The organism is Candidatus Sarcina troglodytae (genome assembly GCF_015708635.1).
Lineage (GTDB): Bacteria > Bacillota > Clostridia > Clostridiales > Clostridiaceae > Sarcina > Sarcina ventriculi.
This window is the reverse complement of the sequence record NZ_CP051754.1, coordinates 759,726-785,982: the sequence shown is the minus strand read 5'-3', so window position 1 is coordinate 785,982 and position 26,257 is coordinate 759,726. Positions and strand designations below refer to the sequence as shown.

The 26,257-nt window shown below is 27.5% G+C and carries 26 protein-coding genes; 13 read left to right on the top strand and 13 right to left on the bottom strand.

Translation table 11 applies throughout. The features are described from left to right. Window positions 1-36 precede the first annotated feature (36 nt). Window positions 37-1,203 carry an iron-containing alcohol dehydrogenase gene (locus HH195_RS03440; RefSeq protein WP_196371585.1) on the bottom strand — a complete coding sequence of 389 codons (1,167 nt, stop codon included), beginning with the start codon at window positions 1,201-1,203 and terminating at the stop codon, window positions 37-39. A gap of 231 nt (window positions 1,204-1,434) precedes the next feature. Between HH195_RS03440 and HH195_RS03435 the strand changes: the two genes are divergently transcribed. The 3 genes from HH195_RS03435 (at window position 1,435) to HH195_RS03425 (ending at window position 4,116) form a co-directional block, all read left to right on the top strand. Beyond that, window positions 1,435-2,196 (top strand): EFR1 family ferrodoxin, encoded by a 762-nt coding sequence (locus HH195_RS03435; RefSeq protein ID WP_196371584.1) that lies wholly within the window; start codon window positions 1,435-1,437, stop codon window positions 2,194-2,196. Between the two features lie 71 nt (window positions 2,197-2,267). Next, entirely contained in the window at window positions 2,268-3,005 is a 738-nt protein-coding gene (locus HH195_RS03430; RefSeq protein WP_058993069.1) for an NAD-dependent protein deacylase, read from the top strand. Window positions 3,006-3,045: 40 nt separating this feature from the next. Continuing rightward, entirely contained in the window at window positions 3,046-4,116 is a 1,071-nt protein-coding gene (locus HH195_RS03425; RefSeq protein WP_371811675.1) for an iron-containing alcohol dehydrogenase family protein, read from the top strand. A gap of 72 nt (window positions 4,117-4,188) precedes the next feature. Here the strand turns inward: HH195_RS03425 and HH195_RS03420 are convergent, their stop codons facing one another. Then, window positions 4,189-4,560 carry a pyridoxamine 5'-phosphate oxidase family protein gene (locus HH195_RS03420; protein WP_196371583.1) on the bottom strand — a complete coding sequence of 124 codons (372 nt, stop codon included), beginning with the start codon at window positions 4,558-4,560 and terminating at the stop codon, window positions 4,189-4,191. 208 nt (window positions 4,561-4,768) lie between these two features. On the opposite strand from HH195_RS03420, the gene HH195_RS03415 reads away from it, so the two are divergent. Together HH195_RS03415 and HH195_RS03410 are read left to right on the top strand one after the other, a co-directional pair. Continuing rightward, window positions 4,769-5,269 carry an RrF2 family transcriptional regulator gene (locus HH195_RS03415; protein WP_196371582.1) on the top strand — a complete coding sequence of 167 codons (501 nt, stop codon included), beginning with the start codon at window positions 4,769-4,771 and terminating at the stop codon, window positions 5,267-5,269. A gap of 231 nt (window positions 5,270-5,500) precedes the next feature. Then, window positions 5,501-6,220, top strand: a complete 720-nt coding sequence (locus HH195_RS03410) for a gamma-glutamyl-gamma-aminobutyrate hydrolase family protein (RefSeq protein ID WP_055258065.1) — start codon at window positions 5,501-5,503, stop codon at window positions 6,218-6,220. 69 nt (window positions 6,221-6,289) lie between these two features. Here HH195_RS03410 and HH195_RS03405 read toward each other — a convergent pair whose 3' ends face one another. Then, the gene (locus tag HH195_RS03405) at window positions 6,290-7,510 is read right to left on the bottom strand and encodes a zinc ribbon domain-containing protein (RefSeq protein WP_196371581.1); all 1,221 of its coding nucleotides are present in this window, start codon (window positions 7,508-7,510) and stop codon (window positions 6,290-6,292) included. Between the two features lie 304 nt (window positions 7,511-7,814). On the opposite strand from HH195_RS03405, the gene HH195_RS03400 reads away from it, so the two are divergent. From HH195_RS03400 to HH195_RS03390, 3 genes are all read left to right on the top strand, one after another. Next, the gene (locus HH195_RS03400) at window positions 7,815-8,390 is read left to right on the top strand and encodes a hypothetical protein (protein ID WP_196371580.1); all 576 of its coding nucleotides are present in this window, start codon (window positions 7,815-7,817) and stop codon (window positions 8,388-8,390) included. A gap of 295 nt (window positions 8,391-8,685) precedes the next feature. Further along, window positions 8,686-9,357 (top strand): hypothetical protein, encoded by a 672-nt coding sequence (locus HH195_RS03395; protein ID WP_196371579.1) that lies wholly within the window; start codon window positions 8,686-8,688, stop codon window positions 9,355-9,357. A gap of 99 nt (window positions 9,358-9,456) precedes the next feature. Beyond that, window positions 9,457-9,852 (top strand): TM2 domain-containing protein, encoded by a 396-nt coding sequence (locus HH195_RS03390; RefSeq protein ID WP_196371578.1) that lies wholly within the window; start codon window positions 9,457-9,459, stop codon window positions 9,850-9,852. A 120-nt stretch (window positions 9,853-9,972) separates the two neighbouring features. Here HH195_RS03390 and asnB read toward each other — a convergent pair whose 3' ends face one another. Further along, window positions 9,973-11,814, bottom strand: coding sequence for an asparagine synthase (glutamine-hydrolyzing) (asnB, locus tag HH195_RS03385; RefSeq protein WP_196371577.1), 1,842 nt, complete (start codon window positions 11,812-11,814; stop codon window positions 9,973-9,975). A 159-nt stretch (window positions 11,815-11,973) separates the two neighbouring features. Between asnB and HH195_RS03380 the strand changes: the two genes are divergently transcribed. The 5 genes from HH195_RS03380 (at window position 11,974) to HH195_RS03360 (ending at window position 17,003) form a co-directional block, all read left to right on the top strand. Then, on the top strand, window positions 11,974-12,717 hold the full coding sequence (locus HH195_RS03380; RefSeq protein WP_196371576.1) for a polyphosphate polymerase domain-containing protein: 744 nt from the start codon (window positions 11,974-11,976) through the stop codon (window positions 12,715-12,717). A gap of 2 nt (window positions 12,718-12,719) precedes the next feature. Continuing rightward, the gene (locus HH195_RS03375; RefSeq protein ID WP_196371575.1) at window positions 12,720-13,406 is read left to right on the top strand and encodes a DUF4956 domain-containing protein; all 687 of its coding nucleotides are present in this window, start codon (window positions 12,720-12,722) and stop codon (window positions 13,404-13,406) included. A 31-nt stretch (window positions 13,407-13,437) separates the two neighbouring features. Further along, window positions 13,438-15,009, top strand: coding sequence for a CotH kinase family protein (locus HH195_RS03370; RefSeq protein ID WP_196371574.1), 1,572 nt, complete (start codon window positions 13,438-13,440; stop codon window positions 15,007-15,009). A gap of 119 nt (window positions 15,010-15,128) precedes the next feature. Then, complete coding sequence (locus HH195_RS03365; RefSeq protein WP_196371573.1) at window positions 15,129-15,800, top strand: response regulator transcription factor; 672 nt, start codon at window positions 15,129-15,131, stop codon at window positions 15,798-15,800. 108 nt (window positions 15,801-15,908) lie between these two features. Next, window positions 15,909-17,003 (top strand): sensor histidine kinase, encoded by a 1,095-nt coding sequence (locus tag HH195_RS03360; protein WP_243278537.1) that lies wholly within the window; start codon window positions 15,909-15,911, stop codon window positions 17,001-17,003. Window positions 17,004-17,115: 112 nt separating this feature from the next. Here the strand turns inward: HH195_RS03360 and HH195_RS03355 are convergent, their stop codons facing one another. The 9 genes from HH195_RS03355 to HH195_RS03315 form a co-directional block, all read right to left on the bottom strand. Beyond that, complete coding sequence (locus HH195_RS03355; RefSeq protein ID WP_196371571.1) at window positions 17,116-17,304, bottom strand: ferredoxin; 189 nt, start codon at window positions 17,302-17,304, stop codon at window positions 17,116-17,118. Between the two features lie 171 nt (window positions 17,305-17,475). Continuing rightward, window positions 17,476-18,159: a GntR family transcriptional regulator gene (locus HH195_RS03350; protein ID WP_055258078.1), complete on the bottom strand. Its 684-nt coding sequence runs from the start codon at window positions 18,157-18,159 to the stop codon at window positions 17,476-17,478. Between the two features lie 169 nt (window positions 18,160-18,328). Next, on the bottom strand, window positions 18,329-19,534 hold the full coding sequence (locus HH195_RS03345; RefSeq protein ID WP_196371570.1) for a NupC/NupG family nucleoside CNT transporter: 1,206 nt from the start codon (window positions 19,532-19,534) through the stop codon (window positions 18,329-18,331). 276 nt (window positions 19,535-19,810) lie between these two features. Then, on the bottom strand, window positions 19,811-20,641 hold the full coding sequence (locus tag HH195_RS03340; RefSeq protein ID WP_196371569.1) for an aldo/keto reductase: 831 nt from the start codon (window positions 20,639-20,641) through the stop codon (window positions 19,811-19,813). Between the two features lie 157 nt (window positions 20,642-20,798). Beyond that, a complete protein-coding gene (locus HH195_RS03335) occupies window positions 20,799-21,728 on the bottom strand; it encodes a 1-phosphofructokinase family hexose kinase (RefSeq protein WP_196371568.1) in 930 nt (309 codons plus the stop codon). 64 nt (window positions 21,729-21,792) lie between these two features. Next, a complete protein-coding gene (locus HH195_RS03330) occupies window positions 21,793-22,647 on the bottom strand; it encodes a tagatose bisphosphate family class II aldolase (protein WP_196371567.1) in 855 nt (284 codons plus the stop codon). 12 nt (window positions 22,648-22,659) lie between these two features. After that, complete coding sequence (lacG, locus tag HH195_RS03325; protein ID WP_196371566.1) at window positions 22,660-24,087, bottom strand: 6-phospho-beta-galactosidase; 1,428 nt, start codon at window positions 24,085-24,087, stop codon at window positions 22,660-22,662. Between the two features lie 95 nt (window positions 24,088-24,182). Beyond that, complete coding sequence (locus HH195_RS03320; RefSeq protein ID WP_112365003.1) at window positions 24,183-25,847, bottom strand: PTS lactose transporter subunit IIBC; 1,665 nt, start codon at window positions 25,845-25,847, stop codon at window positions 24,183-24,185. Window positions 25,848-25,923: 76 nt separating this feature from the next. After that, entirely contained in the window at window positions 25,924-26,244 is a 321-nt protein-coding gene (locus HH195_RS03315) for a PTS lactose/cellobiose transporter subunit IIA (protein WP_305847102.1), read from the bottom strand. Window positions 26,245-26,257 lie beyond the last annotated feature (13 nt).

Here is a 26,257-nt window from a genome sequence, read left to right as displayed (position 1 = left end):
CGAGGATTTATTAAGCTTTAAAAGTTATTTTTTATTTTAATAACACTTTTCTAAAATTTCTAAAACTTCTTGTGCAGTAAGTTTTTTATATCCACTATCTAATAATATTGTAGAATTTGCGATAAGTGGCAACATTTCTTTTGTCGCTCCAAGTTCTCTAAGAGAAGTAACCATACCGCATTCCTTAATAAATGCTTCTAAGCATGAAAGTCCCTCTTGTGCAATTTCATCTTTAGTTTTTCCTTCAGTTTGTACATTCCATACTTCTTTTGCAAATCTAACAAATTTATCTAAACCATAAGAATAGATATGACGATAGTAAGGAATTGATATTGTTGCAAGTCCCATACCATGAGCACAATCTGTATAAGCTCCTACTTGATGTTCTATCATATGAACTTCCCAGTCTTCTGTTTTTGATAATCCAGCCATTGTATTAAGAGCTAGTGTTGCACTCCACATAATGTTACTTCTTGCTTCATAATCCGTTGGATTTTTAAGTGCAACTCTTGCATTATCAATTACAGAACGAAGAAGTCCTTCAATTACATAATCTGTTGTATTATTATCAGTTCCTGAAAAATATTGTTCCATTAAATGAGACATAATATCAAAAACACCACTAATCATTTGATATTCTGGAACTGAGAATGTATATTCTGGGTTTAATATAGAGAATTTAGGATATACTTCCGCTGGGAAAACTCTACCATTTTTAAGTTTTAATTCTTCATGTGTTATAACAGATCCACCATTCATTTCTGAACCTGTACCAACCATTGTTAAAACTGATCCTACCGGTACAATTTTATTGCTAACCTCTTCAAAATTTATCCAATACTTTTTGAATGCATCTTCTTTACAGTAAGCTGAAACTGAAATTGCTTTAGCACAGTCTATTACAGATCCACCACCAACTGCTAAAATAAGATCAACATTATTATCACGAACAAGTTTTGCTCCTTCTAATACCTTGTTATAAGTTGGATTTGACATAACTCCAGGTAACTCTACAACTTTTTTTCCGCTTTCATTTAAAATATTTATAAGATTATCATATAAACCAATTTTTTTAATAGAATTTCTTCCATAAGTTAAAAGAACAGTTTCCCCATAATTTTTAAGCTCATCTTTTAACATATCTAAAGAATTTTTTCCAAAATGTATTTTGGTTGGATTGTAATAAGTAAAATCTAATAACATATATTCCCTCCTACAAATTAAAATAAATTATTTTTATATATTCAAATTGATAGTTAATTGTGTTTATTTAAAAGAAGTAAAACTTCTCTAATAAAAGAATACACCCTAAAGTTAACTCTATGTCAATACTTAATATTATAATTATTTTCATCATTTTTAATACATCTGATTAAGTGATAAAATAATAACTAAAATATTAAATTATTTATTATAGATTAGGAGATTTTATTTATGAAAATATTTTATTTTACAGCAACAGGAAATAGTTTATATGTAGCTAAAAAAGTTGGTGGAGAACTTATATCTATTCCTCAAGCTCTAAAGAATAATACTCTTACCTTTGAAGATGAAAAGATAGGAATTATATTTCCATGCTATGGACTATCTACCCCTAAAATTGTTCGTGAATTTATAGAAAAAGTAACTCTTAAAAGTCCTTATATTTTTACTATCTTAACTTACGGAAATACAATTGCAAATGCCTGTGCTCACTTCTCTAAATATGCAAAAAAACACAATATAAATATAGTCTATGCCAATAGTCTTTTAATGGTTGATAATTATTTACCTATATTTGATATTGAAAAACAAAAACTAAGAGAAAAAAATATAGATTATAATTTAAATAAACTAATAAGTGATATAAATAACAACACTAAAAAAATACACTCAGGAACATCATTAGACGCATTGTTAACAAATAGTGGCTCTAAATTACTTCCTCTTTTTACTTCTCCAAAAAAATTTTTAGTTACTGATGATTGTATTTTTTGCAAAACATGTGTAAAGGTGTGTCCAAGACAAAATATATCAATTGACAAAGAAAAAGGCATAAAGCCTAACTATGGTTCAAACTGTGAATTTTGCTTATCCTGTATAAATCTTTGCCCTAAAAAAGCAATAAAATTAAAAAAAGAAAAAAATCCAGAAGCTAGATTTAAAAATGAACATATAACAGTTAAAGAAATTGTTGATTCTAATATACAGTATTAAAATTTAATTTTCATTTTTATATATAATTATGCAATAATAAAACTGTTAAAATATAATTTGGAGATGATTTTATGGATAATAAAATAGAACAATTAGCTAAAATCTTAAGAGAAAGCGAAAATATAGTTTTCTTTGGTGGAGCTGGAATGAGTACAGAATCTGGAATACCTGACTTTAGAAGCTCAAACGGTTTATTTAATGAAAAACTTAATATGACCTTTACCCCTGAGCAACTAGTATCTCACTCATTTTATATTAGATATCCAAAAGAATTTTTTAATTTTTATAAAGAAAAATTAATTTACCCTGAAGCTAAACCAAATAAAGGACATATTGCCCTTGCTAAGCTTGAAAGTTTAGGAAAACTTAAAGCCATAGTTACTCAAAATATTGATGGACTTCATCAAAAAGCTGGTTCTAAAAATGTTTTTGAACTTCATGGCTCAGTCCTTAGAAATTATTGTGTAAAATGTCATGCTTTTTATGATGAAAAATTTATTCTAGAATCAAAGGATATTCCTACTTGTACTAAGTGTGGTGGAAGTGTTAAACCTGACGTTGTTTTATATGAAGAAGGACTAGATGATAATATAATAAGAGGAGCCATAGATGCTATAAAAAAAGCTGATACTTTAATAATTGGAGGTACTTCTCTTGTTGTCTACCCTGCTGCTGGACTTATTGATTATTTTAGAGGTAAGAATCTTGTTTTAATTAACAAAAGCTCAACTTCTGCTGACTCTAAAGCAACTTTAATTATTAATGACTCCATTGGAAAAGTTTTGGATAAAGGTGTAAACTTAATATAGGTTTTAAATAAAACAAAAGAAGAGCTAAGGAGGAAATATTATGAGTAACAATGTATTTTTACCAAGTTATAGCATAGGAGATAATGTTTATAATGAAATAGATGCTATTTGTAAATCTTATGGTAAAAAAGCAATAGTAATCGGTGGAGAAACTGCCATAGAAAAATCTAAAAATCTTTTATTAGATGGACTTAAAAATTCAAATATAGAAATATTAGATTTTTTATGGTTTGGTAGTGATGCCACATATGAAAATGTTGAAAGACTTAAAAATAATAAAAAAGTAAATGAAGCTGATATGATATTTGCAGTTGGTGGTGGAAGAAGCATTGATACAAATAAAGTTTTAAGTGATAAACTAAATAAACCACTTTTTACTTTTCCCACAATAGCATCAAACTGTGCTCCTATAACAAAAATTTCTGTAATGTATAGTGAAGATCATACCTTTAAAGATTATTATTTTCCAAAAAGGTCTCCTCTTCACTGCTTTATAAACACAAAAATAATAAGTGAAGCACCAACTAAATTTATTTGGGCTGGTATTGGAGACGCTTTATCTAAAGAATTCGAATGCACTTTTTCTTCTAAGGGTGATGTTCTTACCCATTCTAATGTTTTAGGAGTAAGTATTGCTAAAAATTGCTGTGAACCACTTTTAAAATATGGTCAAAAAGCTTTTAATGATGCTAAGGAAAATAGGGTTTCAAAAGAATTAGAAGAGGTTATATTAAATATAATAATAACTACTGGATTAGTATCAGTTCTCGTTGATCCTGACTATAATAGTTGCCTTGCCCACTCTATATATTATGGATATACAACCATACATGAAATAGAAAAAAATCATCTTCATGGTGAAGTAGTTTCTTATGGCGTTTTGGTCATGCTTACATGTATTAAAGATTATAAAAACCGAGATAAGATATACAAATTTAACAAAAGCATAGGTCTTCCAACATGCCTAAAAGATATTGAAGTTAAAAATTGTGATATTCCTAAAATTTTGGACAAGGCTATTGAAACAGAAGATATAAAACACGTTCCTTATGAATTAACAAAAGATATGATTTATAATGCCATACTAGATTTGGAAAAATTATCTTCATAGTTTACATAACAATAATAAAAAAACAGATTTCCATTTTAATATGAAAATCTGTTTTTTTGTTTATTATAAATATTACAAAGTTTGTTTAACTTCAGTTAGAGTTATTTCTAAAACCCTAGTTAAGAATGGAAATTTTTCTTTCATCATATCATATTCTTCACCTGAAGATATGAATTTTACAGTCCCTTCAAGTCTAAAACCAGCACCTTGAGTGAAATGTCCTTGAACTTCTTTACTTCCTAAAGTCATTTTAACTTTATTGTTTTCTTTAATATTAGCTTCTGTTTTTACCATTCCAGCTGCTGGAATTAATATTTTATTATCTTTTGTTAGTGTAAGATATGAATTCCAAGTATTTACCACATGTGGTTCTCCTTTGCCCCAAGAAATAATAGATACAACACCCTCATGGCTTATAACTTCAAGAAATTTTTCTGTTAACATATTTTCAATCTCTCCTTATATACTAAAATTTTCATTAACGAACTAATTAAAGATACTATTTATCGTAGATAATATTTGTCTTTAATTAGTTTATTACATATTTTTAATATTGTCAAATTTTAATTTAATATAACAAATTAACTTTACCCCACATTCTTGCAATGTTATATTTAATATAATAAAAATTAAAAGAAAGAGAGATGAACATATGAAACTTTCAATAGGAATAGAATATGCTCTTCATTGCTTATTATATATGGTTGATATTAAAGAAAATGAAACGGTAGGAATTAAAGATTTAGCTACATTTCAAGGCGTATCAGAATCATATCTTGCAAAAGTTTTTGCAAAACTTAGCAAAGCTCAAATAGTAAAGTCAGTTCCTGGCGTTAAAGGTGGCTACACTTTATGTAAAACTCCTGAAAATATAACTTTTTTAGATGTAGTTGAAGCTATTGAGGGGAAAGAACCCATATTTAAATGTGCAGAAATAAGACAAAATACTTTACTTTTAGATAAAAACAACTTACCTAAAATCTATACTGATTGCCCTTGCACAATAAAAATAGTTATGCTCGAAGCAGAAGAAAAAATGAAAAATTATCTTAATACTAAAACTTTAGCATGGCTACACAGTCACGTTGATACTATTTTACCAAAAGAGCAAAAAGAAAAAACAATAGATTGGTTTGAAAATAGAAAAAAATAATTCTAATAAAGGGTAAATATGAAAACTTTGATATTTACTCTTTTAAGCTTTTATTAAATATCTTGCCTTTCAAAATTTTAATGGTGATAATTTCATAATAAGCATTATATACTAAAGTATAACAATATTTTTATATTATATTTTAAATATACTAAAAAATTATTATAATATAAATTTATAGAAAGGACTTAAAATTTATAATTTTTTAATTTTAAGCAATGGTGTTAGCAAATGAAGAAAAAAATTATTGGAATATCATCTCATGTTGTAATAAATGACCTAGGTGCCCTTAAAGGTTTTAAACAATTAAGACTGTTTCATGAATATATTCAATCAGTGATTGATGCTGGCGCTTCTCCTATAGTCCTTCCAAACACAGATAATTTATCAATTATTGATTCTCAAATAGATATTATAGATGGATTAATTCTAACTGGGGGGTATGATATAAATCCTTTAAATTTTAATGAAGAGCCTAAAGAAAAGCTTGGATATGTATGCAACGAAAGAGATTTATATGAGTTTTACCTTCTTAAAAAAGCCATGAAAAAGCAAATCCCTATTTTAGGAATATGTAGAGGTATACAAGTTATTAATGTCTTTAATGGTGGAACCCTTTATCAAGACTTATCCTATATAAACAATTCATATGTAAAACATGAGCAAGACTGTGAACCAACCTTTCCATCTCATTCTATATCTATTTTTAAAAACAGCATTCTTTATGAAATTTTAGGAGACAAGGCTTTAGTAAATTCTTATCACCATTTAGCAATTAAAGATTTAGCCCCAAACTTTAAAGTATCAGCACTATCTAAAGACGGAATTATAGAGGCTATTGAAAGTACAACAGATGAACTTATAATAGGAGTTCAATGGCATCCTGAGCTTTTGACTAAAAACTATGAAAAAATGCTAAACTTATTTAAATATTTTGTTGAAAAGTGTTAAAAAAATAGTATATTAATAAATCTCTTTATTAATATACTATTTTTATTTAAATAAAATCTAACTTTAAAACTATGATGGAGAATATGTTAACATTCCATCCTTGCTCTTATATCCACTATTTTTAAAATCATTTGCTATACTTTGCTTAGTTTTTAAGAATCCATTGTAACCAAATATATATCCTTCTGAAGATAACTTATTGCTATTCATTGCATTATATATATCTTCAGCAGTATAAACTGTTCCTGATGCACTCACAAAAGTTACTTCATACTTATCTGTTCCTATATCATTTATATTTTGATATTTAACAATATACGCAGGTTCCCCATCAACTGTTATTGTCGTTTTTTGAACACTATTTTCATTTCCTGCATTGTATCCAACAATGTAATCAGTTGCTCCGCTATAATCAGTTTGTAAGTTACTCTTTATTTGATCTTGAAGATCTGCATTTCCTTTTGCGTTGTTAATAGCTGCTAATTGTGCATCTGTAAGTATTACGATTTTTGTATTTTTTGCACTATTTGTAAAATAGTGATTTAAAGTATTAGTTAAGTCTTCTGGTGTCATTGTAGATATAGTATATCCTGAACTTGTTGAACTTATTGAACCTATTACATCTTGTAATTGTTGCTCAATCTTAGCTTTTTCATTTGTAAGATTTTCATTTTCTATTTGAGTCATAAGTGTTGTAAGATTACTTGTACACTTTGCTAATTCTTGCTGTATATTTGTAGGCAAATCTTTGCCCTCTAGTTCCTTTATTAAACTTGTTGCTTTATCTGTATCTTTATTTGCTATAGCATTATTAATTTCTTCAATATCTTGTGCATAATTTTGAGCATCTTGTATATTTTTAGTTAAAGTTTGAACCTCTCCTTTAACAAACGGCCCTCCTAAATTCTCAAGAGCTTGTAAATCTGTATTAGCCTTTGTTAAGTTACCACTATTAATATCGCTATTTACTTTTGATATTTGAGTGTCTATTTTTTTTGTATAATTTATAACACCATAACTTCCCCCTGCTATAATAGCTATAATTATTATAATTATTATTGCCCTTTTCTTCTTTTTAGATTTTTTTCCTTTATTAAGAGGTAAATCTTCTTTATTATTTTCCTCATTACTTTTACTTAATAGGATTTGTCTTAAAACCTCTTCACTATCTAATTCTCCTGTAATTTCATTTGGAGATGTTTTTTGATCTTTAGTTTCAAATTTAGCACCACATTTTGGACAAAAATTTGAACCATTTTCTACTTCATTTCCACAATTATCACAAAACATATTTTTCACTCCTATATTTAATCCTAAGTATATAAAACTCAAGTATGTCTGAGATTTAAATAAAATAGTATAAAATAATTAAAAATCATAAAATATTACACATTATATTTAATTATAATACATTATTTTTTTTGGTTTTGTAAAGTAATTAAGGTATTATCTATTAAATATATACTAATAATTTAAATATCTTAAAATTGCGTGAATAATTCTTATTTACGTATTGACATACTTGTATAAAGTTATTATATTCTTACTTAGTGGACATACATTTGACTAAAGTTGCTTGAATAGGAGATAGATTATGAAAAAAATATTAATAGAAGTTATGATAGGAGTATTAGTAGCAGTCATTGTTGCTATATTACATTTTGGATTTGATGTATTTTCAACTAAAGCGACAAGTGCTAATAATACAACAACTGTAAGTAGTTCGATAGATTCTTCAACTGTTAATAATTCAACAGCTACTAACTCAGGAGCTACTAGCTCAGAAACTACAAATACTACCAATACAAACAAAAGTGCAAACATTTCTAGCCCAACTGGAAATACAGAAAATACAACAAGTAATGCTGATAATACGTCTAAAAATGTTAGCAATTCTGCAAATACATCTAATAACGATTCATCTGCACAAAACACTAATAGTACTAAAAGCGCTAACACAAATAACAATACTGCAACAACTAAATCCACTACAAGTAATGATAGCGCAAGTTCAGATACTTCAAAATCTGACACCTCAAGTACAGTAGCTACAAATAAGCAAGCTAGTTCTAATACTGCATCAACTAGCAATACTAGTGATAAATCAGCTAATACAACAACTACTGCTACAAATGCTACTAAAACAGATTCAACACCTACTACTAAATAAAAAAGTTATATTTTACATAACCCTCTAATATAATAAATTAAAATATTTTTTAGAGGCTACTTATGAAAAAAACATTTTACCTCTTGCTAGGAATAGTCTTATTAATAATTATTATTATATTTTTATTACCTAAAAATAATCTTAATCAATTGATAGATCTAAAAAACAATATAATTTTTAGTCGATGGTGGAGATAATGTAAAAGTAATGTAAAAGACAATTCTAGAATATAGAATTGTCTTTTTTATATGTTATAATAAAAAAAAACTTAAAATTTATAAGGAGAACATATTATATGTCTAAAAAGAAATTTAAACGGAAAATATTGATTATCCCTATAATAATAATTGTCATCATACTAGGAGGATTATTTTTTACTTACGAAAGCTATTTTGCTCCTAAAGTTCCTGTAACTAGTGTTAATACATCAGTAAATTTAAATAGTTCAGTTTTAAACTTTGTTCCTAGCAAATCTAGTTTTTCATTATCTCAAGTAATTTTAAACTCAGATGGGGAAATTTCAGATACTAATTTAACAGATATGATAATCTTAATTTTACAAAATGTTTCAAACTCGACTTTAAAAGAAATAACTGGTGTACAAGTTAAAATTGTTGATAATGAAATTAATGTTTACGCTACATTTGATTATCTAGACATTCCATTTGAAGTTCATTTTGTGTTTACTCCACAAATAGAAAATGGTCAAGCTGTTGTTCATTATGTTAGAGGAAACATAGGCTTTATACAAATACCTAAAGATTTAGTATTTAAATACTTAAGTGATAAATCATTTATGTCCGTTGATAGTTCTAAAGCTAATATTATTTTAAAGTTTGGTAACTTAACTAACATAAAAGTAAACACTTTTGAAACTGATGGTTCTTCATTAAAAATTAATTTTTCAACAATGCTAAACTTAAATCAGTTAGCAGCAACTAAAATAGTAAGCGTGCCTTCTATTTAAACTGTATTCTTAAATTTTAAATTAAATCTCTTTAAATTTGTAACATAGTAAAAAACTCTCTAATATACTTATAGTATATTTTATAAGGAGAGTTTTTTTATGTTTTGCAGAAATTGTGGTAAAGAAATGCAAGATAAATCTTCTGTATGTATATATTGTGGTGTCAAAAAAAATCATGGAAATAAATATTGTCCAAACTGTGGGTGTGAAACTGAAGAGTTAGCTGATTTTTGTACAAATTGTGGTATTAAGCTACCAAAATTATACCCCTCTGTTCAAGGGAAATCTAAAATATTAGCAGGGCTTCTTGGTATATTTTTAGGTGGATTTGGTATTCATAGATTTTACTTAGGATATTTCGGAATTGGTCTTTTGCAACTTTTACTTAGCATTTGTTCTCTAGGTCTTACATCTATCTGGGGGTTTATAGAAGGCATACTTATTCTTTGTGATTCCATTATTACAACAGATCATGATGGAAATCCATTAGTTTAATATATATGATATTTCTGTACAAACAAAACTAAAAATTAATAATAATTAAATATTTTAAATAAATTAAAAGATAGTATTCAAATAACATATATAACTATTATTTAATACTATCTATTATTTTTATATATCTAATTTAACATTATATTCATTAAGCCATGTATCTAATTGTATCAAATATGCCATAACCTGTGGTCCTGTCATAAGTTGTCCAAACCAAGGTTTTGTGAAACTACTTCCATTTGTGTTTATTATTTTTTCTATAGCATCTTTATCTATAAGCTCTAATATTCTAGCATTTTTATTTTTTATTATACTATTTAACATATTTTTTACTGTTTCTGTATAAAGAGGATGATGAGTTTTTGGATATGGACTCTTTTTTCTATCTACTATTTCATCTGGCAAAAGAGTTCTAGTAGCTTCTCTTAAAAGCCCCTTTTCTCGTCCATTTAAAAGCTTCATAGCAGCTGGTATGTTATAAGAATATTGAACAAGCCTTTTATCTGCAAAAGGAACTCTAACTTCTAAACTATTTGACATAGTCATTCTATCTTTCCTATTCAAAAGTGTTATCATAAACCATTTTATATTTAAATAAAATAGTTCTCTCATTTTTTCATCCTTTTTAGATTCCCCTTTTAACTTAGGAACCTTAGCTAAACTATCACTACAAACTTGTTTTACATAATCCTCTATTGGCAAATCCTTTATTGATTTTGCCAAAATATTTTTTCTATGAGCAACTGAATCAGCCCAAGGAAAAATATCTATATTTTCGTAATCTCTTGTATACCAGGGATAACCACAAAATACCTCATCTGCACATTCTCCTGAAAGACCAACCGTTGCTGTCTTTTTAATTTCCTTTGCAAAAAGATAAAGAGACGAATCCACATCTGCCATTAAAGGCAAATCACTAGCTATCGTAGCTTCTTTTAAAGCCTTTGCAAGCTCTACATTGTCCAAGATTATTCCATGATGATTACTTTTTATATAATCCTTCATCTTTATAACCCAATATGGATCTGAATTTGGTTGAAACAAATTCGCTTTAAAATATTTCTCATTATCCACATAATCTATTGAAAATGTATCTAGCGGAGCTTTTCCTTGCCTTTTAAAAGTATTAGCAGCAACATAAGATATGAAACTTGAATCTAATCCACCTGATAAAAATGTACATACAGGAACATCACTTACTAATTGCCTTTCTATAGCATCTACTAATAAATCTCTAAGCTTTTTTATTGTAGTTTTTTCATCATCTTTATGCTCTTTAGCTTCTAAAACCCAATATTCTTTAAGGTGTGCTCCTTTGTTGTTATAAGTCATATAAAAAGCTGGTGGAACTTCTTTTATATCTTTAAATATACCACTTCCTAAGTTTCTTTGTGGACTAAGAGCCATAAGCTCTAAAATTCCCTGTTTATCAACAACTGAATCTATCATAGGATGTGCTAAAAGTGCCTTTATCTCTGACGCAAATAAAATTGAATCATTTTTTATAGAATAAAATAACGGCTTTACTCCAAGAGGATCCCTTGCTAAAAACAATTCCTTGTTTTGTTCATCCCAAATACCAAAAGCAAAAATTCCATTTATATAATCAACACATTTCTCTCTATATTCTATAAACGCAGTTAGTAAAACTTCTGTATCTGAATAACTTGAAAATGTATATCCTTTTGACACCAAATCACTTCTTACCTCTTCAGTATTATAAAGTTCTCCGTTGTAAACAATTGTATATTCTTTATTGTTTACATTTTTAACCATAGGCTGAAGTCCCCCTTTTAGGTCAACTATAGCAAGTCTTCTATGTCCTAAAACAGCATTATTAGTTGCTTTTATTCCATAAGAATCTGGTCCTCTTGGAGTTAACGTATCCCTCATTTTTTCAACCATATATTGTTTAGTCTTTATATTATTATTTAAATCTACCCATCCTACTATTCCACACATATAATCACCTCCTAATTTATATATGAATTTTTTAATCAATTTGTTAATATCAATTTTAAATTCACTAATACTTAAGAAAAATTTTTCAAAAGTTTAAGATTTATTTAAGCTTTAGATTTTATAATAAAAATATCAAATAAATGGTTTGGAGGTAAACAAATGGTTTTAAATTCTTTTAAACGTTATGAAAAAAAATTTATATTAAATAAAGAACAATACGATAAATTAATTCCACGCCTTCTTAAGTATATGGAACTTGATGGATTTTGCAAAAAAGGGGATTACAATATTTACAATATATATTTTGATACGGAAACTGATGATGTAATAAGACATTCTATAAATAAACCTTATTACAAAGAAAAATTAAGACTTAGAAGTTATAACTCATCTATCAATCTAGACGATACAGTGTTTTTAGAACTTAAAAAGAAAATAAACAGTATTGTAACTAAAAGACGTGCATCTTTAACCCTTAAACAAGCCTATGATTTTCTATACCTTAACAAAAAACCACAGAGCACTAATTATGTAAACAATCAGGTAATAAATGAAATACACTACTATTTAAGCAAAAATAATGTTTCTCCTAGAGTTTACATATCTTACACTAGAAATGCTTTTTTTGCTAAGGATAATAGAGATTTTAGATTGACTTTTGATTATGAAATACTAACAAGACGTAATGATTTATCTTTAGAATCTCAATGCTATGGAAACAATATACTAGGTGAAAATAAATATTTAATGGAAGTTAAAATCCTCGGAGCTATGCCCATTTGGTTTACTAAAATTTTATCTGACCTTAAAATTTATAATACTCATTTTTCAAAATATGGTAATGAATATATGGATTATTGCTTAAATAAAGAAAATCTTTATACATTAAGGGGTGCTAATTAAATATGTTAGAAACAATAATTTCAACAACAACTGGTGAATCATTTACTCTACAAAACTCACTAATAGTTATTTTATCTTCTATCTTTTTAGGTTTTATAATTAGCTTTTTATATATGAAAACCCATAAAAAAACTGGTTACAATCAAGGGTTCACATTAACTTTAGTAATGCTTCCTGTAATAATTGCAATCATTATTCTTCTAATTGGAAACAACGTTGCAAGAGCATTTAGCTTAGCTGGAGCATTTTCAATAATTCGATTCAGAAGTGCACCAGGCGAACCTAAAGATATATCTTATATACTGTTTACCTTAGCAGTTGGTTTGACCTGTGGTATGGGATATATAGGTTATGCTATTATGTTTACTATTATTCTTTGCGCTTTAATCATAGGTCTTGATATGATAAATTTTGCAAAACCTAAGAACAAAGCTATGTTGCTTAGAATTATTATCCCTGAAAATTTAAATTATGAAGATACTTTTGATGAAATATTAGATGAATATACTGATTCTTGGACTCTTAACAAAATAAAAACTAGAGACTTTGGTGCTTTATTTGAACTTGATTATTCCATAACCATAAAAACTTACGTTAACCAAAAAAAATTTATTGATGAATTAAGATGTAGAAATGGTAACTTAAAAATATCTCTTACTTTAAATATTGAAGAAAAAACTTATATTTAAAAATAACAAACTTTAAGAAAGGTAACAAATTATGAAAAATAAAAAAATTAAATATGCATTAATTTCTTCTGCCACAATTTTAATGCTAATCATTTTATTTTTATATAGCAACAATTTAAAATTAGATGTAAAAAAAACAACTTCAAAGGTCGATACATTAAATTCAGACATAGAAAGCTCTGAATCTGAATTTGAGTATATGAATAAAATATTTAATAAAGAAGCAGTTCTATCTATTAATCTTGAAATATCCCAAGAGGATTGGAATGATTTATTAGAAAATGCAGAAGATAAAGAATATCATAAAGCTACTATTTATATAAACGGCGAACAGTTTACAGATATCGGAATAAGAGCTAAAGGTAATTCTTCCCTATCTACTATTGCATCTGATGATACAACAGACAGATATAGCTTTAAAATAAAAACAGATAAATATGTAGATGGTAAAAATATTTACGGCTTAACAGAATTTGTTTTAAATAGCAACATTGGTGATGCTACTTCTATGAAAGAATATTTATCCTATGATATCCTAAATTCTATGCAAATTAAAACCCCTGGTTATTCTTATGCTAATATAAGTATTAATGATGAAACTTTAGGACTTTATTTAGCTGTTGAATCCATTGAAAAAGAATTTATAGAAAGAACTTTCGGAAATTCAAATGGAAACTTATATAAAGTTGAGAGCATGAGCATAGGTAATAAAAACAACGTTGCTCCTATGCCAAATGATAAAGCTTCTGAGGATCTTGATTTATCCAATAATGAAACTCCAGAAAGCTTAGAACCTCCTAGTAAAAACTCCGCCCCCGAAAGAATTCCCCAAACAGAAGATATGAAGAAAACCATGGGAAGCACAGTATCTGGAGCTAACCTTATTTATACTGATGATGAATTTTCTAGTTATTCAGATATTCTTGATAATGCTGTTTTTAAAGATACAAATGAGGAGGATTATATTACTTTAATTAACATAATAAAAAATTTAAATGAAGGTACTGATCTTGAAAAATATATAGATATAGATGAGGTCTTAAGATATTTTGCTGTTAATACCTTTATAGTGAATTTAGATAGCTATGTTGGACAATTTAAACATAATTATTATATATATGAAAATAATAGTCAAATGTCAATCCTTCCATGGGATTATAATTTATCCTTTGCAGCATTTAATATATCTAGTGCAGAAAAAGCTGTAAACTTTCCTATTGATAATCCTGTAACTGATTCTTTAGAAAATAATCCACTATTATCTAAGCTTCTTGAAGTTTCAGAATATAAAGAAAAATATCACAACTATTTAAAAGAAATTGCTGATAATTATTTTAATAACAACTATTTTGAAGAAACAATAAATAAATTAGATACCCTTATTGAAAACTATATAAAAAATGATCCTACAGCATTTTATTCTTATAGTGAATATAAAACTGCCATTGAAAACTTGATTTTATTTGGAAATGATAGAACTACAAGTGTTCTAGCCCAATTAGATGGAACTCAAAGTTCTACTGAATATGGAACTATAGAAACAAACGTTAATTTAAAAGCCATGGGAACACAAAAAGCTGGAAAAATGAATAAATCCAATTAATGTTTAATACACCTTTTGTGATAATATCACTAAAAGGTGTATTTTTTACAAATTAATATTAAATTGTCATTTTAACATGATAAAATTTATATCATAAATCTAACTTTAAGGAGGAAAAAATGAAAATATTATTAGTTGAAGATGAAAAACAACTTTCAGAAGCTCTATATGAAATACTTTTAAAAAACAAATATTCAGTTGATGCTGTGTTAGATGGAGAAAATGGATTAAATTATGGGCTTACTGATATTTATGATGTAATTATTTTAGATATAATGCTTCCTAAAATGAATGGTCTTGACGTTTTAAAAAGCTTAAGGAAAAATGGTATATCAAAACCTGTAATATTGCTTACAGCTAAAGGAACTATTGAAGATAAAATTATAGGCTTAGATGCAGGTGCTGATGATTATCTAGCAAAGCCTTTTTCTCCTGAAGAACTTCTTGCAAGACTCCGTGCTCTTACAAGACGCAATGGAGACTTTATAAACGATAATATATTAGAATTTGGCGACATTAAACTTAACCTTTTAACTTACGAAATGGTAGTTTGGGACACCTCTATAACTTTAACTCTTAAAGAATTTAAAATTCTAAAATACTTTATGCAAAGACCAAAAATAGTAGTGAGTAAGGATGACTTAATAACTAAACTTTGGGGATTTGATTCTGAAATTGAATACAACAATATAGAAGTTTATATATCTTTTTTAAGAAAAAAACTATCATATGTTGATTCACATGTAAAAATAACAACCATAAGAAGAGTTGGATATAGATTGGAGGAATAGCATTTGTTTAAAAAGCTTAGGTTTAAGTTATTATTAATAAATATGAGTTTATTGACAACTGTTTTTATAGCTATATTTGGAACCATATTTGTAATCTCCTCCATTAATATGAATAGAGAAATATCAACGACATTATATTCTCTAATCTATAATGCTCCAAAAGTTAATCCAAGCACTACTTTTATAGCTTTAGAAATTGATCAAAATGGCAATATAATGAAACAAACTCAATCATTTAATACTGAAGTTGATAAAACTATTCTTAAAAATGTAGCCCATGCAGTTTTAAATAACAAAGTTAATTCAGGAATTGTAACTATTTCTGACTCTAGTTATTCATATTTAAAATCTATTAATTTAAACACTAAAATTACTAGAATTGTATTTGTAGATAGATCAAATTATCAAAATTTCCTATATCAATTGCTTAAAAGCTTTTTATTAGTTGGATTGTTGAGTTTAGTCATTCTATTTATAATAAGTGTGTACCTAACTAATAAAACCATACAACCTATAAAACAAGCCTTTGATAAACAAAAACAATTTATTGCAGATGCCTCTCATGAACTTAAAACTCCACTTACAATAATAAAAACTAATACATCTTTAATCCTTAGTAATCCTGATGACAGTGTTAAATATCAAGCTAAATGGATTAATTATATTAATTCTCAAATAGATAGAATGTCAAAGCTTATAGACGAGATGCTATCTTTAGCAAAACTAGATGCTCAAGAAAGCAATATAATTTTGCTTCCCGTAAATATTAGCAAAATAATTGAAAGTATGATACTTATGTTTGATGCTATAATATATGAAAATAATTTAAACTTAGAATCTGATATTAAAAAAGATGTTTTTGTACATGGTGATAAAGAAAATCTTAAAAGATTATTTAGTATTCTCATGGATAATGCTATAAAACATACAAATAAAAATGGAACATTATCTATAAAATTATTCGTCGATAGAAATAAAGTTAAAATCATTGTAAAAAACACTGGTCAGGGAATTGCTAAAGAAAATTTAGAAAAAATATTTGATAGATATTATAGAGCAGATAACTCTAGAGACCGAAAAACAGGTGGCTATGGCTTAGGATTAGCCATTGCTAAATCTATCGTTTTAAAACATAAGGGTAAAATCTATGTACAAAGCACAGTAAATAAAAATACAAGCTTTATAATTGAACTTCCTAAATAATATAATAACCAGAGCTAACTTATTTATTATCTTTTAAAAAATATATAATAAAAAATAATTAGGATTATATCCTAATTATCTTTTATTTATAATACAGCTTTTTATTTTAAGTTTAATCTACTGTTATAGCTGCAACAGGACAACTTTCTTGAGCTTCTGTTGCTGCATTTTCCATATTACTTGGTACTTTTTCCACCTTTACATAAGCCTTTCCATCATCATTTAAGTCAAATACTTCAGAACAAATTTGAGGACATAATCCACAGCCTATACAAGTATCTTGATCAACATGTGCTTTCATAATAAATTTTTGCTACTTTATAAAGCATTTATAAGGTAGCTCTCCTTTCTCAAGTAAATTAACACACATAAAATAATTTAATTTCATGTCTTTAAATATTATGAACATGTTGTTCTTTATTTATTCACTAAAACGCTTAAAAATATATCGTAAATATACACAAATTTAATATTATTTAAAAAATAATCCTCCTTCTTCATACTGTATTTTTTTCTTACAAGAATCAGCTGATTTTTTTATATGCTCTAATACAATATTGTCTACACTATTTATATCTTTATTTTTTATTGTTGTTAGATATTTAGTATGCTCGCTAATTATTTTATTTTTATCTTGGCTTATTTCATTTAACAATCTCATTCTATTATAATGAGTGCTTATTTTTCCTATTGCTTCCCAAATATTTTTTTTATTTACTCCCTCAAACAATAATCTATGAAATTCATTGTCTAAATGATGAAATTCTAATTCATTATTTTCTTTATCTGCTATAAGTTGTTGTGCAAAAAGACATTTTTCCATATCAATTAAATTATTTTCATTAAAATTAATACAGGCTTCTTTAAGAACTTCTTTTTCTAAAAAATATCTCATAAAAATAGCTTCATCTATTAAATTCCAATCTATTTTAGCCACATAAGTTCCTGATTGAGGTTTTACTTCAATCAGATATTCTGACTTTAATTTCATTATAACCTCTCTTATAGGAGTTCTAGATAAATTAAGAACTTTAGACAATTCTGTTTCACTTAATAAATCTCCTGGCTTTAATTCTAAAGACATTATATTATCTTTCAATACTCTATAAGCATACTCTTTGCTAGTTTCCTTATTTAATTTTTCATAAAGTATCAATCCTATTTCCTCCTAGTAATTTACAAATTAAAATACTAATATACTAATACATTTTATTATACTATACAATCTAGAAATTATATAGAATATAATTTATTAGGAAAAGGGACTTATTAAATAAATTTATTTAATAAGTCCCATACCTAATATTTATAACACAATTTTAATTTTAAAATACTATTCCAACTATCATAGCACTTAATATACTAACTGCAAATCCACCAATCATTGATTTAAAAGCTAATTTTGCAAGAGTATTTTTCTTTTCAGGACAAAGTGCCGCAATACCTGATATACATATTCCGATACTTGATATATTAGCAAAACCTGCAAGAGCAATTGAAAGCACCATTTGAGTTCTCTCTCCTAAAGTTGCAAATATTGAGCCTAATTGCTGAAATGCAACAAATTCATTCAATACCAATTTGCTTCCTAAAAGCTGTCCCGCTGTAAGAATCTCATTGCTATCTACACCCATTAAAAATCCAAGAGGTGCAAATATATAAGAGAATATTTGTTCTAAGCTCAAATTGAATATACCTAAAAATCCATTAACCAAAGCAACTAATCCAATTATTGCAATTAGTGATGCTCCAATAGCTAAAACTGTTTGTAATCCACTCATAGCACCATCTGCTATAGCTCCTAAAAGATTAGAATTAGAATCTTTTTCTATACTAACACTAACCTCTTCAAGAGATTTTACCATATCCTTTTCTGATTCAGGTAATAATATTTTAGCAATTGCAATACTTCCAATTGGCACTAGTGCACTTGCTATTAATAAATATTTCATTGGTATTCCAAGTGCAGTATACCCTCCAATTATTGTAGCTGACATACTTCCCATTCCAGATACTAACACAACTACAATTTCACTGTTAGTCATTCTACCTAAATACTTACTAACCAATACTGGACTTTCTGTTTGTCCTAAAAACATATTAGCAACAGCAACAAAACTTTCAACTTCAGTTGTACCTAATATTTTACCTACAACTTTTCCTATAATTTTAACTATAAATCCTATTACACCTAAATAATATAACGCTGAAACCAAAGCTGATACAAATATTATATTTCCAAGTGTTTGTATTCCAAATATAAATCCAGTAGGCATTGACGCATCAGAAAGACCACCAAATACAAAATTTAATCCTTCATTACCATAACTTAAAATTTGTGTTACTACGTCTGAAATTTTCTCAACTATTACTTGTCCAATTGGAAATCTAATAAGTAAAAAAGCAATAATAAACTGAATTACAAGTGCTTTTATTATAGTCTTGTAAGGAATATTTTTTCTATCAGAGGACAATAAATACATTATTCCTAATAATACAACTATTCCTAGCAGACTTATGATTATTTGCATGTTTTTCCCTCACTTTATCTTATTTTTGTATGTTTTGTCAATATGAATACCATTGACCTTTTAATGTAATTTCACCCATATATGCTATGATATATTTACACATATTGTTTGTCAATAATAATTTGTTATATTTTATAAAAATATTTGCTTTTTAGTATTTTTTTATAAAAAATAAGATAAAATATAAAAGAAAATCATTATTTTTTATAATAATTTACAAACCATTTAATAGTATTTTTGTAAATTATTCGTCATATGATTGTAATAAAAACACCATTAAAAATCTAAATAAGTTGTATTTTCAGGAATTCCTGATATATTTTCATCTCTATTTAAAAGGTCTATCTTTTCAATATCTTCATTAGATATTTGAAAATCAAATATATTAAAATTAGCTTTAATTCTTTCTATATTAGATGATTTAGGAATAGGTATTATACCATTTTGAATATGCCATTTTAAAGTTATTTGAGCCTCATTTTTATTATATTTTTTTGCTAACTCATTAAGTAGAGGAATTTCAAATATTTTTCCCCTCATTATAGGCCCCCATGCTACAAGCTGAATATTATTTTCTTTACAATATTTAACCATGTCTTTTTGTGACCTTCCTGGATGTATCTCTATTTGATTTACCATAGGCATTATTTTTGCAGTTTTTTTAAGTTCTTCTAAATGTCCTTGTTTAAAATTACAAACACCAATCGCCTTTACTTTTCCTTGCATATAAAGTTCCTCAAATGCTCTCCATGTATCACTGTTTAATTTATTAGGCCAATGTATTAAATAAAGATCTAGATAATCAACTCCTAAATTCTTTAGTGATCTATTAAAAGCCTTCATAACATTTTCATAACCATGCTCATCATTCCAAAGCTTACTTACTAAAAATATCTCTTCCCTTTGAATTCCACTTTCCTTTATTCCTCTTCCCACTATATCTTCGTTTTTATAAAAATAAGCCGCATCAATTTGTCTATACCCTATTTTTATTGCTTCTTTTATACAATTTACAGTTTCTACTTTATCTATTAATTTATAAGTTCCAAAACCAATAGACGGCATTTTAACTCCATTTGCTAATATTTTATACATATCATTATTCATAACTTTTACCTACTTTCTATATTTTAAAAATAATTTATTTTATTATTTTTTACAATTATAACCTTTTTCATTAAATAAATCTAATCCCTCTACTTAACTAATTAAAAAAAATAAATTTATGAGCACCAAATTACTTTCAATGCTCATAAATCTATTATTAACCAATCTCTTCTACATTTACTTTATTCATTAAATCAAGAACTATCTCTTCCTTCACAAAACCAGTTTCCTTCTCAAGAGAGTTAGCAGTTCCACAAGCTGAAGCTAATTTTAATAGTTTTTTGATATCATAACCTCTATTTAAAGCAATAGCTACTCCTGCAACATAAGAGTCACCTGAACCCACAGTATTTACTGCATTAACCTTTTGAAAAGTTGTCTTATAAAATTTTCCATCATATCCTGCTATTGAACCTTCAGCACCTAATGATATTACAACCAACTTTATTCCAATCTCCTGAAATCTTCTAATTTCCGAAATTACATCCTCATCCGACTTTATACTTCTGCCTGTAAAAGACTCTATCTCATCTTTATTTGGCTTTATAAAATATGGTTTCTCTTCTATTCCTTTTTTCAATAATTCTCCACTTGTATCTAATAAAAATTTTTTTCCCTTAGCGTTTGCTATTTTTATTAACTCTTTATAAAAACTATCTTCTATATTTCTAGGTACACTACCTGATGCTACAACTATTGTACTCTTATCTATAAGAGAATTATACTTATTAAAAAAACTTTCCCTCTCATCTTCAGTTACATTAGGCCCTGGCTCTAAAATTTCAGTTTGAATTAAATCATCTGTTGTAAAAGCCAAACATTCTCTAGTATCCTCTTTTATATCCACAAAGTCATTCTTTATGTTGTAACATTTAAGCTTATCTTTTATAAATTCTCCAGTTTTTCCCCCTAAAAATCCTGTAACTAAGCAATCTTCTTGCAATATAGTAGCAACATTAGCTACATGTATACCTTTCCCCCCTGGTGTGTTTTCTATAGTTTTAGCCCTCATTACAGTACCTTTTTTTATATCTTGAAGTTCATACCTTTTGTCAACTGATGCATTAAGATTTATTATTAATATCATTCTTTCCCACCTTTTCATATACCAAAAGCCACTTTACTCAATGTTAGCAAAGTGGCTTATTCTATTAATACCTATTATTACTTCCACAAACCATTATTTTATTTTGTACTATTTTTTTCATAGCAATTTTACCTGGTGTCATATATTTTCTTGGATCATTTTCAGTCGGATTTTTTTTAAAAAATTCCTTTACAGCATCAGCAAAAGGGATTTTTAAATCTGTTGCTACATTTACTTTACATATCCCAAGACTTATAGCCTCTTTTACTAAATCATCAGGCACATCTGATGCACCATGCAAAACCAATGGAACATTTACCCTCTCCCTAATTTCTTTTAGTCTTTCAAAATCTAATTTAGGCTCACCTTTATACAATCCATGAGCTGTTCCTATTGCTACAGCTAAAGAATCTACATTTGTTCTTCTTACAAATTCTTCTGCATCATCAGGGTTTGTGTACATTGTATCTTTATCATCAACAATTAAATCATCTTCTCTTCCACCTAATTTCCCAAGTTCAGCCTCAACCACAGTATCAAACCTATGAGCATAATCTACAACACTTTTTACAATTTCAATATTTTTTTCAAAATCATACTTTGAAGCATCTATCATACATGACCTAAAACCTAAATCAATATCCCTTTTTATAGCTTCAACATCTTCAAAGTGATCTAAATGAATTGCTATTGGAATATTATATTTATTTGATGCAACCTCTGCAATAGCCTTAATATAATCTGCTCCTGCATAATTTTCAATAGTCGATGGGGTTCCTGCAATTATCACAGGCGATTTTAACTCCATAGCTGTTTCTGCAACAACTTGTAAAGTTTCTAAATTGTGAATATTAAAAGCAGGTACTGCATACTTCTCCTTTTGAGCTTTCAAAAGCATCTCTCTCGTAGATAATATCATTTTTAATTCCTCCTAATATTCTATCTCTTCTCCATCACATAATATCTTAGTATCAGACATCTTTTTAAACCAATACGCACTTTTCTTTGGATATCTTTCTTGACTATCAAAATCTACATAAAATAAACCATATCTTTTATTAAAACCATTACTCCAAGATAAAACATCCATAAGAGACCATACAAAATATCCCTTAACATTAACCCCAGCATCTTTAGCCTTTAAAACAGCTTCTAAATGTCTTTTTATATAATCAATACGAGGAGCATCATCTATTTTTCCATCAACAAAATCATCTTTATATCCCATACCATTTTCAGTAATATAAACCTTTTTATAATTTGGATAATCATTTTTTATTCTAAGTAACATATCATAAAGTCCTTTAGGATAGATTGGCCAATCCCAATCAGTTGTTTCAACTTCTGGATTGTTTACTCTCTCACCTATTCCCTTTAAAGCAAAAATACTTGTACCCTTTTCACCTGTACCATTATGATAGATATTACTTTCTCCATCATAAGCTTTTAAGAAATGACTAGAATAATAATTCATACCTAAAAAATCTATGTTTTTAGAAGCTTTTTCTATAACATCCATATCGCCTTCATAAATTATTAATTCCCCATTATTTTTATCAAGGATATGCTTTATAATGTTTAAAGTATCATCATCATATTTTCCTTTAAAACAAGCATCTAACATAAATTTATTTGAAATTGTATAGTCTATTTTTGCAGCTAACTTATCCTCCTCAGATTCTGTTATTGGATATTTTCCTTCAAGTGTATGAACTATTCCTATTTCACCCTTTAAATTCATAGATTTATAAAGTTCAACTACCTTTGAGTGAGCCACCATCATATTATGCATAGATTGTATTGCTTTTTCTACATCATATTTTATACTAGGTGGAAAATTTCCAGCTATATATCCATTTTGAGCAACAGCCCAAGCCTCATTGAAAGTTATCCACTTTGTAACTCTATCTCCAAAATTATCAAAACAAATCTTTGCAAATTTTACAAAATGATTTATGTTATCTCTATCTAGCCAATCACCATTTTTAAAAAGATTAAGAGGTGTATCAAAATGATGAAGAGTTACAAAAGGCTCTACCCCGTTTTTTAAACATTCATCTATAAGATTATTATAAAACTCTATTCCCTTTTCATTTACTTTACCCACACCATCTGGAATAATTCTACTCCATGAAATAGATATTCTAATTCCATTTAATCCAAATTCTTTTGATAAACTCAAATCTTTTCCATATTTGTGGTAAAAATCACTTGCTATATCTCCATTAAATTTACTTTCAGGTCTATTTAAATACTCATCCCATATACAAGGTCCTCGTCCTTCTTCCATTGCTGCTCCCTCTGCTTGATATGCTGCTGTTGCTCCTCCAAAAATAAAATCATTGTCAAATTTATACATACTGACTCCCTCTCTTTTTTACCTCAAATTTTAAATATTTTTTAGTTTAACTTTTAACCCCATATTAATTTAAAAATATTACCAAAATACTATTTTTAACTATTTATAATATCTAGTGCAAAATTTAAAGCTCCTATTGAATCTCTTGTTAATTTTACATATTGAACCCCAGATGTTGTAGCTGATTTAGTACCCTTTGATTCACAATCTTTTTGAAGTTCACCATACATAGATGCCATTTGAGGAGCTAGAATTATTAAATCAAAGTCAGAAATTATTTCTTTATGTTGTCCATAAGCCATTGCTGTAGATTCTAATTTAATATTATTTTCTTTAGCGCCTTTAGATATTGCATTTGCAAGCATACTGCTTGTAGCTCCACTTGCACAAAGAACTAAAACATTTAAATTTTTATCATTATTTTCTGGACTTAATTTAATTTCCTTAACAGCTGCTACTTCCTCTACCTTTTCTTCTACAACTGAATTATTATTTTTTCTCTCTTCTTCAACCAATTGAGCATCGTAAACTTTAAAAAATGGATAATACATCACAAAATCTACTGCAAGTAGCAATGGAGCTAACACAAAAGAAAGTGTTGCAAATCCTGTTCCTAATATTAAACCAATAGGCGCAGGTGTCGTCCATGGAAGAGTATATACAAATCCATTCATCCCTAAGTTCTCAATAAAAAATTTAAATATCCATACATTTGCTATTGGAGTTAATATAAATGGAACAAAAAATATCGGATTTAATACTATAGGTGCTCCAAATAATATTGGTTCATTTACAGCACAAGCAACAGGAATAATAGATGTCTTTCCTAAAGCTTTTAATTGCTTAGACTTAGCCATAAAAGCAAACATGACAGTTAACATTAGTGTTGCACCAGTTCCTCCAATTGTTGCAACGAAATAAGATGTTCCATGTGTCAATACATTTGTAGCATGTTGACCGTTTTGAAATAATAATAAATTAGCTTCAACATTTGCTATATATATAGCAGTTACTGCTGGCTCAACAATTGATGGTCCATGAATTCCAACAAACCAAAACATTGCCATAGAACCATAAATTATAGCAAGTCCTATATAACCATCAGCTGCTGTAAATAAAGGTTTTAATACTTCAAGTATCCATGCACTAAAACACATTCCTGAGAATTTAACAAATATAAGATCAAATAACCAGAAAAATAGAACTGACATTGCAAGTGGAATTAAGTCTGCAAATGTTTGAGAAATATTTTTAGGAACTTCATCTGGCATTTTTATAGTTATATCATTTTTTACACAAAATTTATATATATTAGGAACTATAAATGCTACTATAAACCCAGCTAAAAGTCCTTTTGTACCCATATAAGTGCTTGAAAATCCACCATCTATAGATTCAACACTTATTAATAAGAAGGAAATTATTGATACAATCATTACAGATACAATATTTATCTGTCTTATCTTTGGCAATTTTGCATTAAAATTTTCAGCTAAACTTTTTGCAATCGTTGCAACCATTAAAATTGCTAATATTCCCATAGAGTAGTTATAAGCTTTCCACAAAGCTGCATCAACATTTGCTGGCCAATAATATCCAAATATATTAGGAACGCAAGCAACCAATATAAAAATACTTGAGAATAACACAACAGGAATACAACTTACAAATCCATCTCTTATTCCTCTTAAATATGGATTTTTTGAAACCTTTTCAAAAAATGGTTTCATCTTCTCAACTATCTGAATTAACTTCTCCACCTAATAATCCCCCTTTTTTATTTGAGGATGAATAAATAATCCATCCTCATTTTCTAAGCTAATTTATTTTTTATTATTAATTCACTTTTTTATATAGATTTATAAAATTTTGAACCATATCTCTTAAAAGCATAACAGTCATTAAATGATCTTGAGCATGTACTGTTAAAAAACTCATTGGTATTTTTTCTCCTGCTGCCTCCATTTGAATCATCTTTGTTTGAGTTTTATGTGCCTCATCTATAAACTCAGAAGCTTCCTTAATTAAATTTTGAGCTTCATCAAATTTCCCTTCATTTGCAAAATTTAAAGCTTGTATATATTTTGATCTTGCATCACCTGCATAAGCTACTATTTCTAATGTTGTAAATTCTAATTCTTCAATTGTCATTGTCATTTTTAATTCCCCC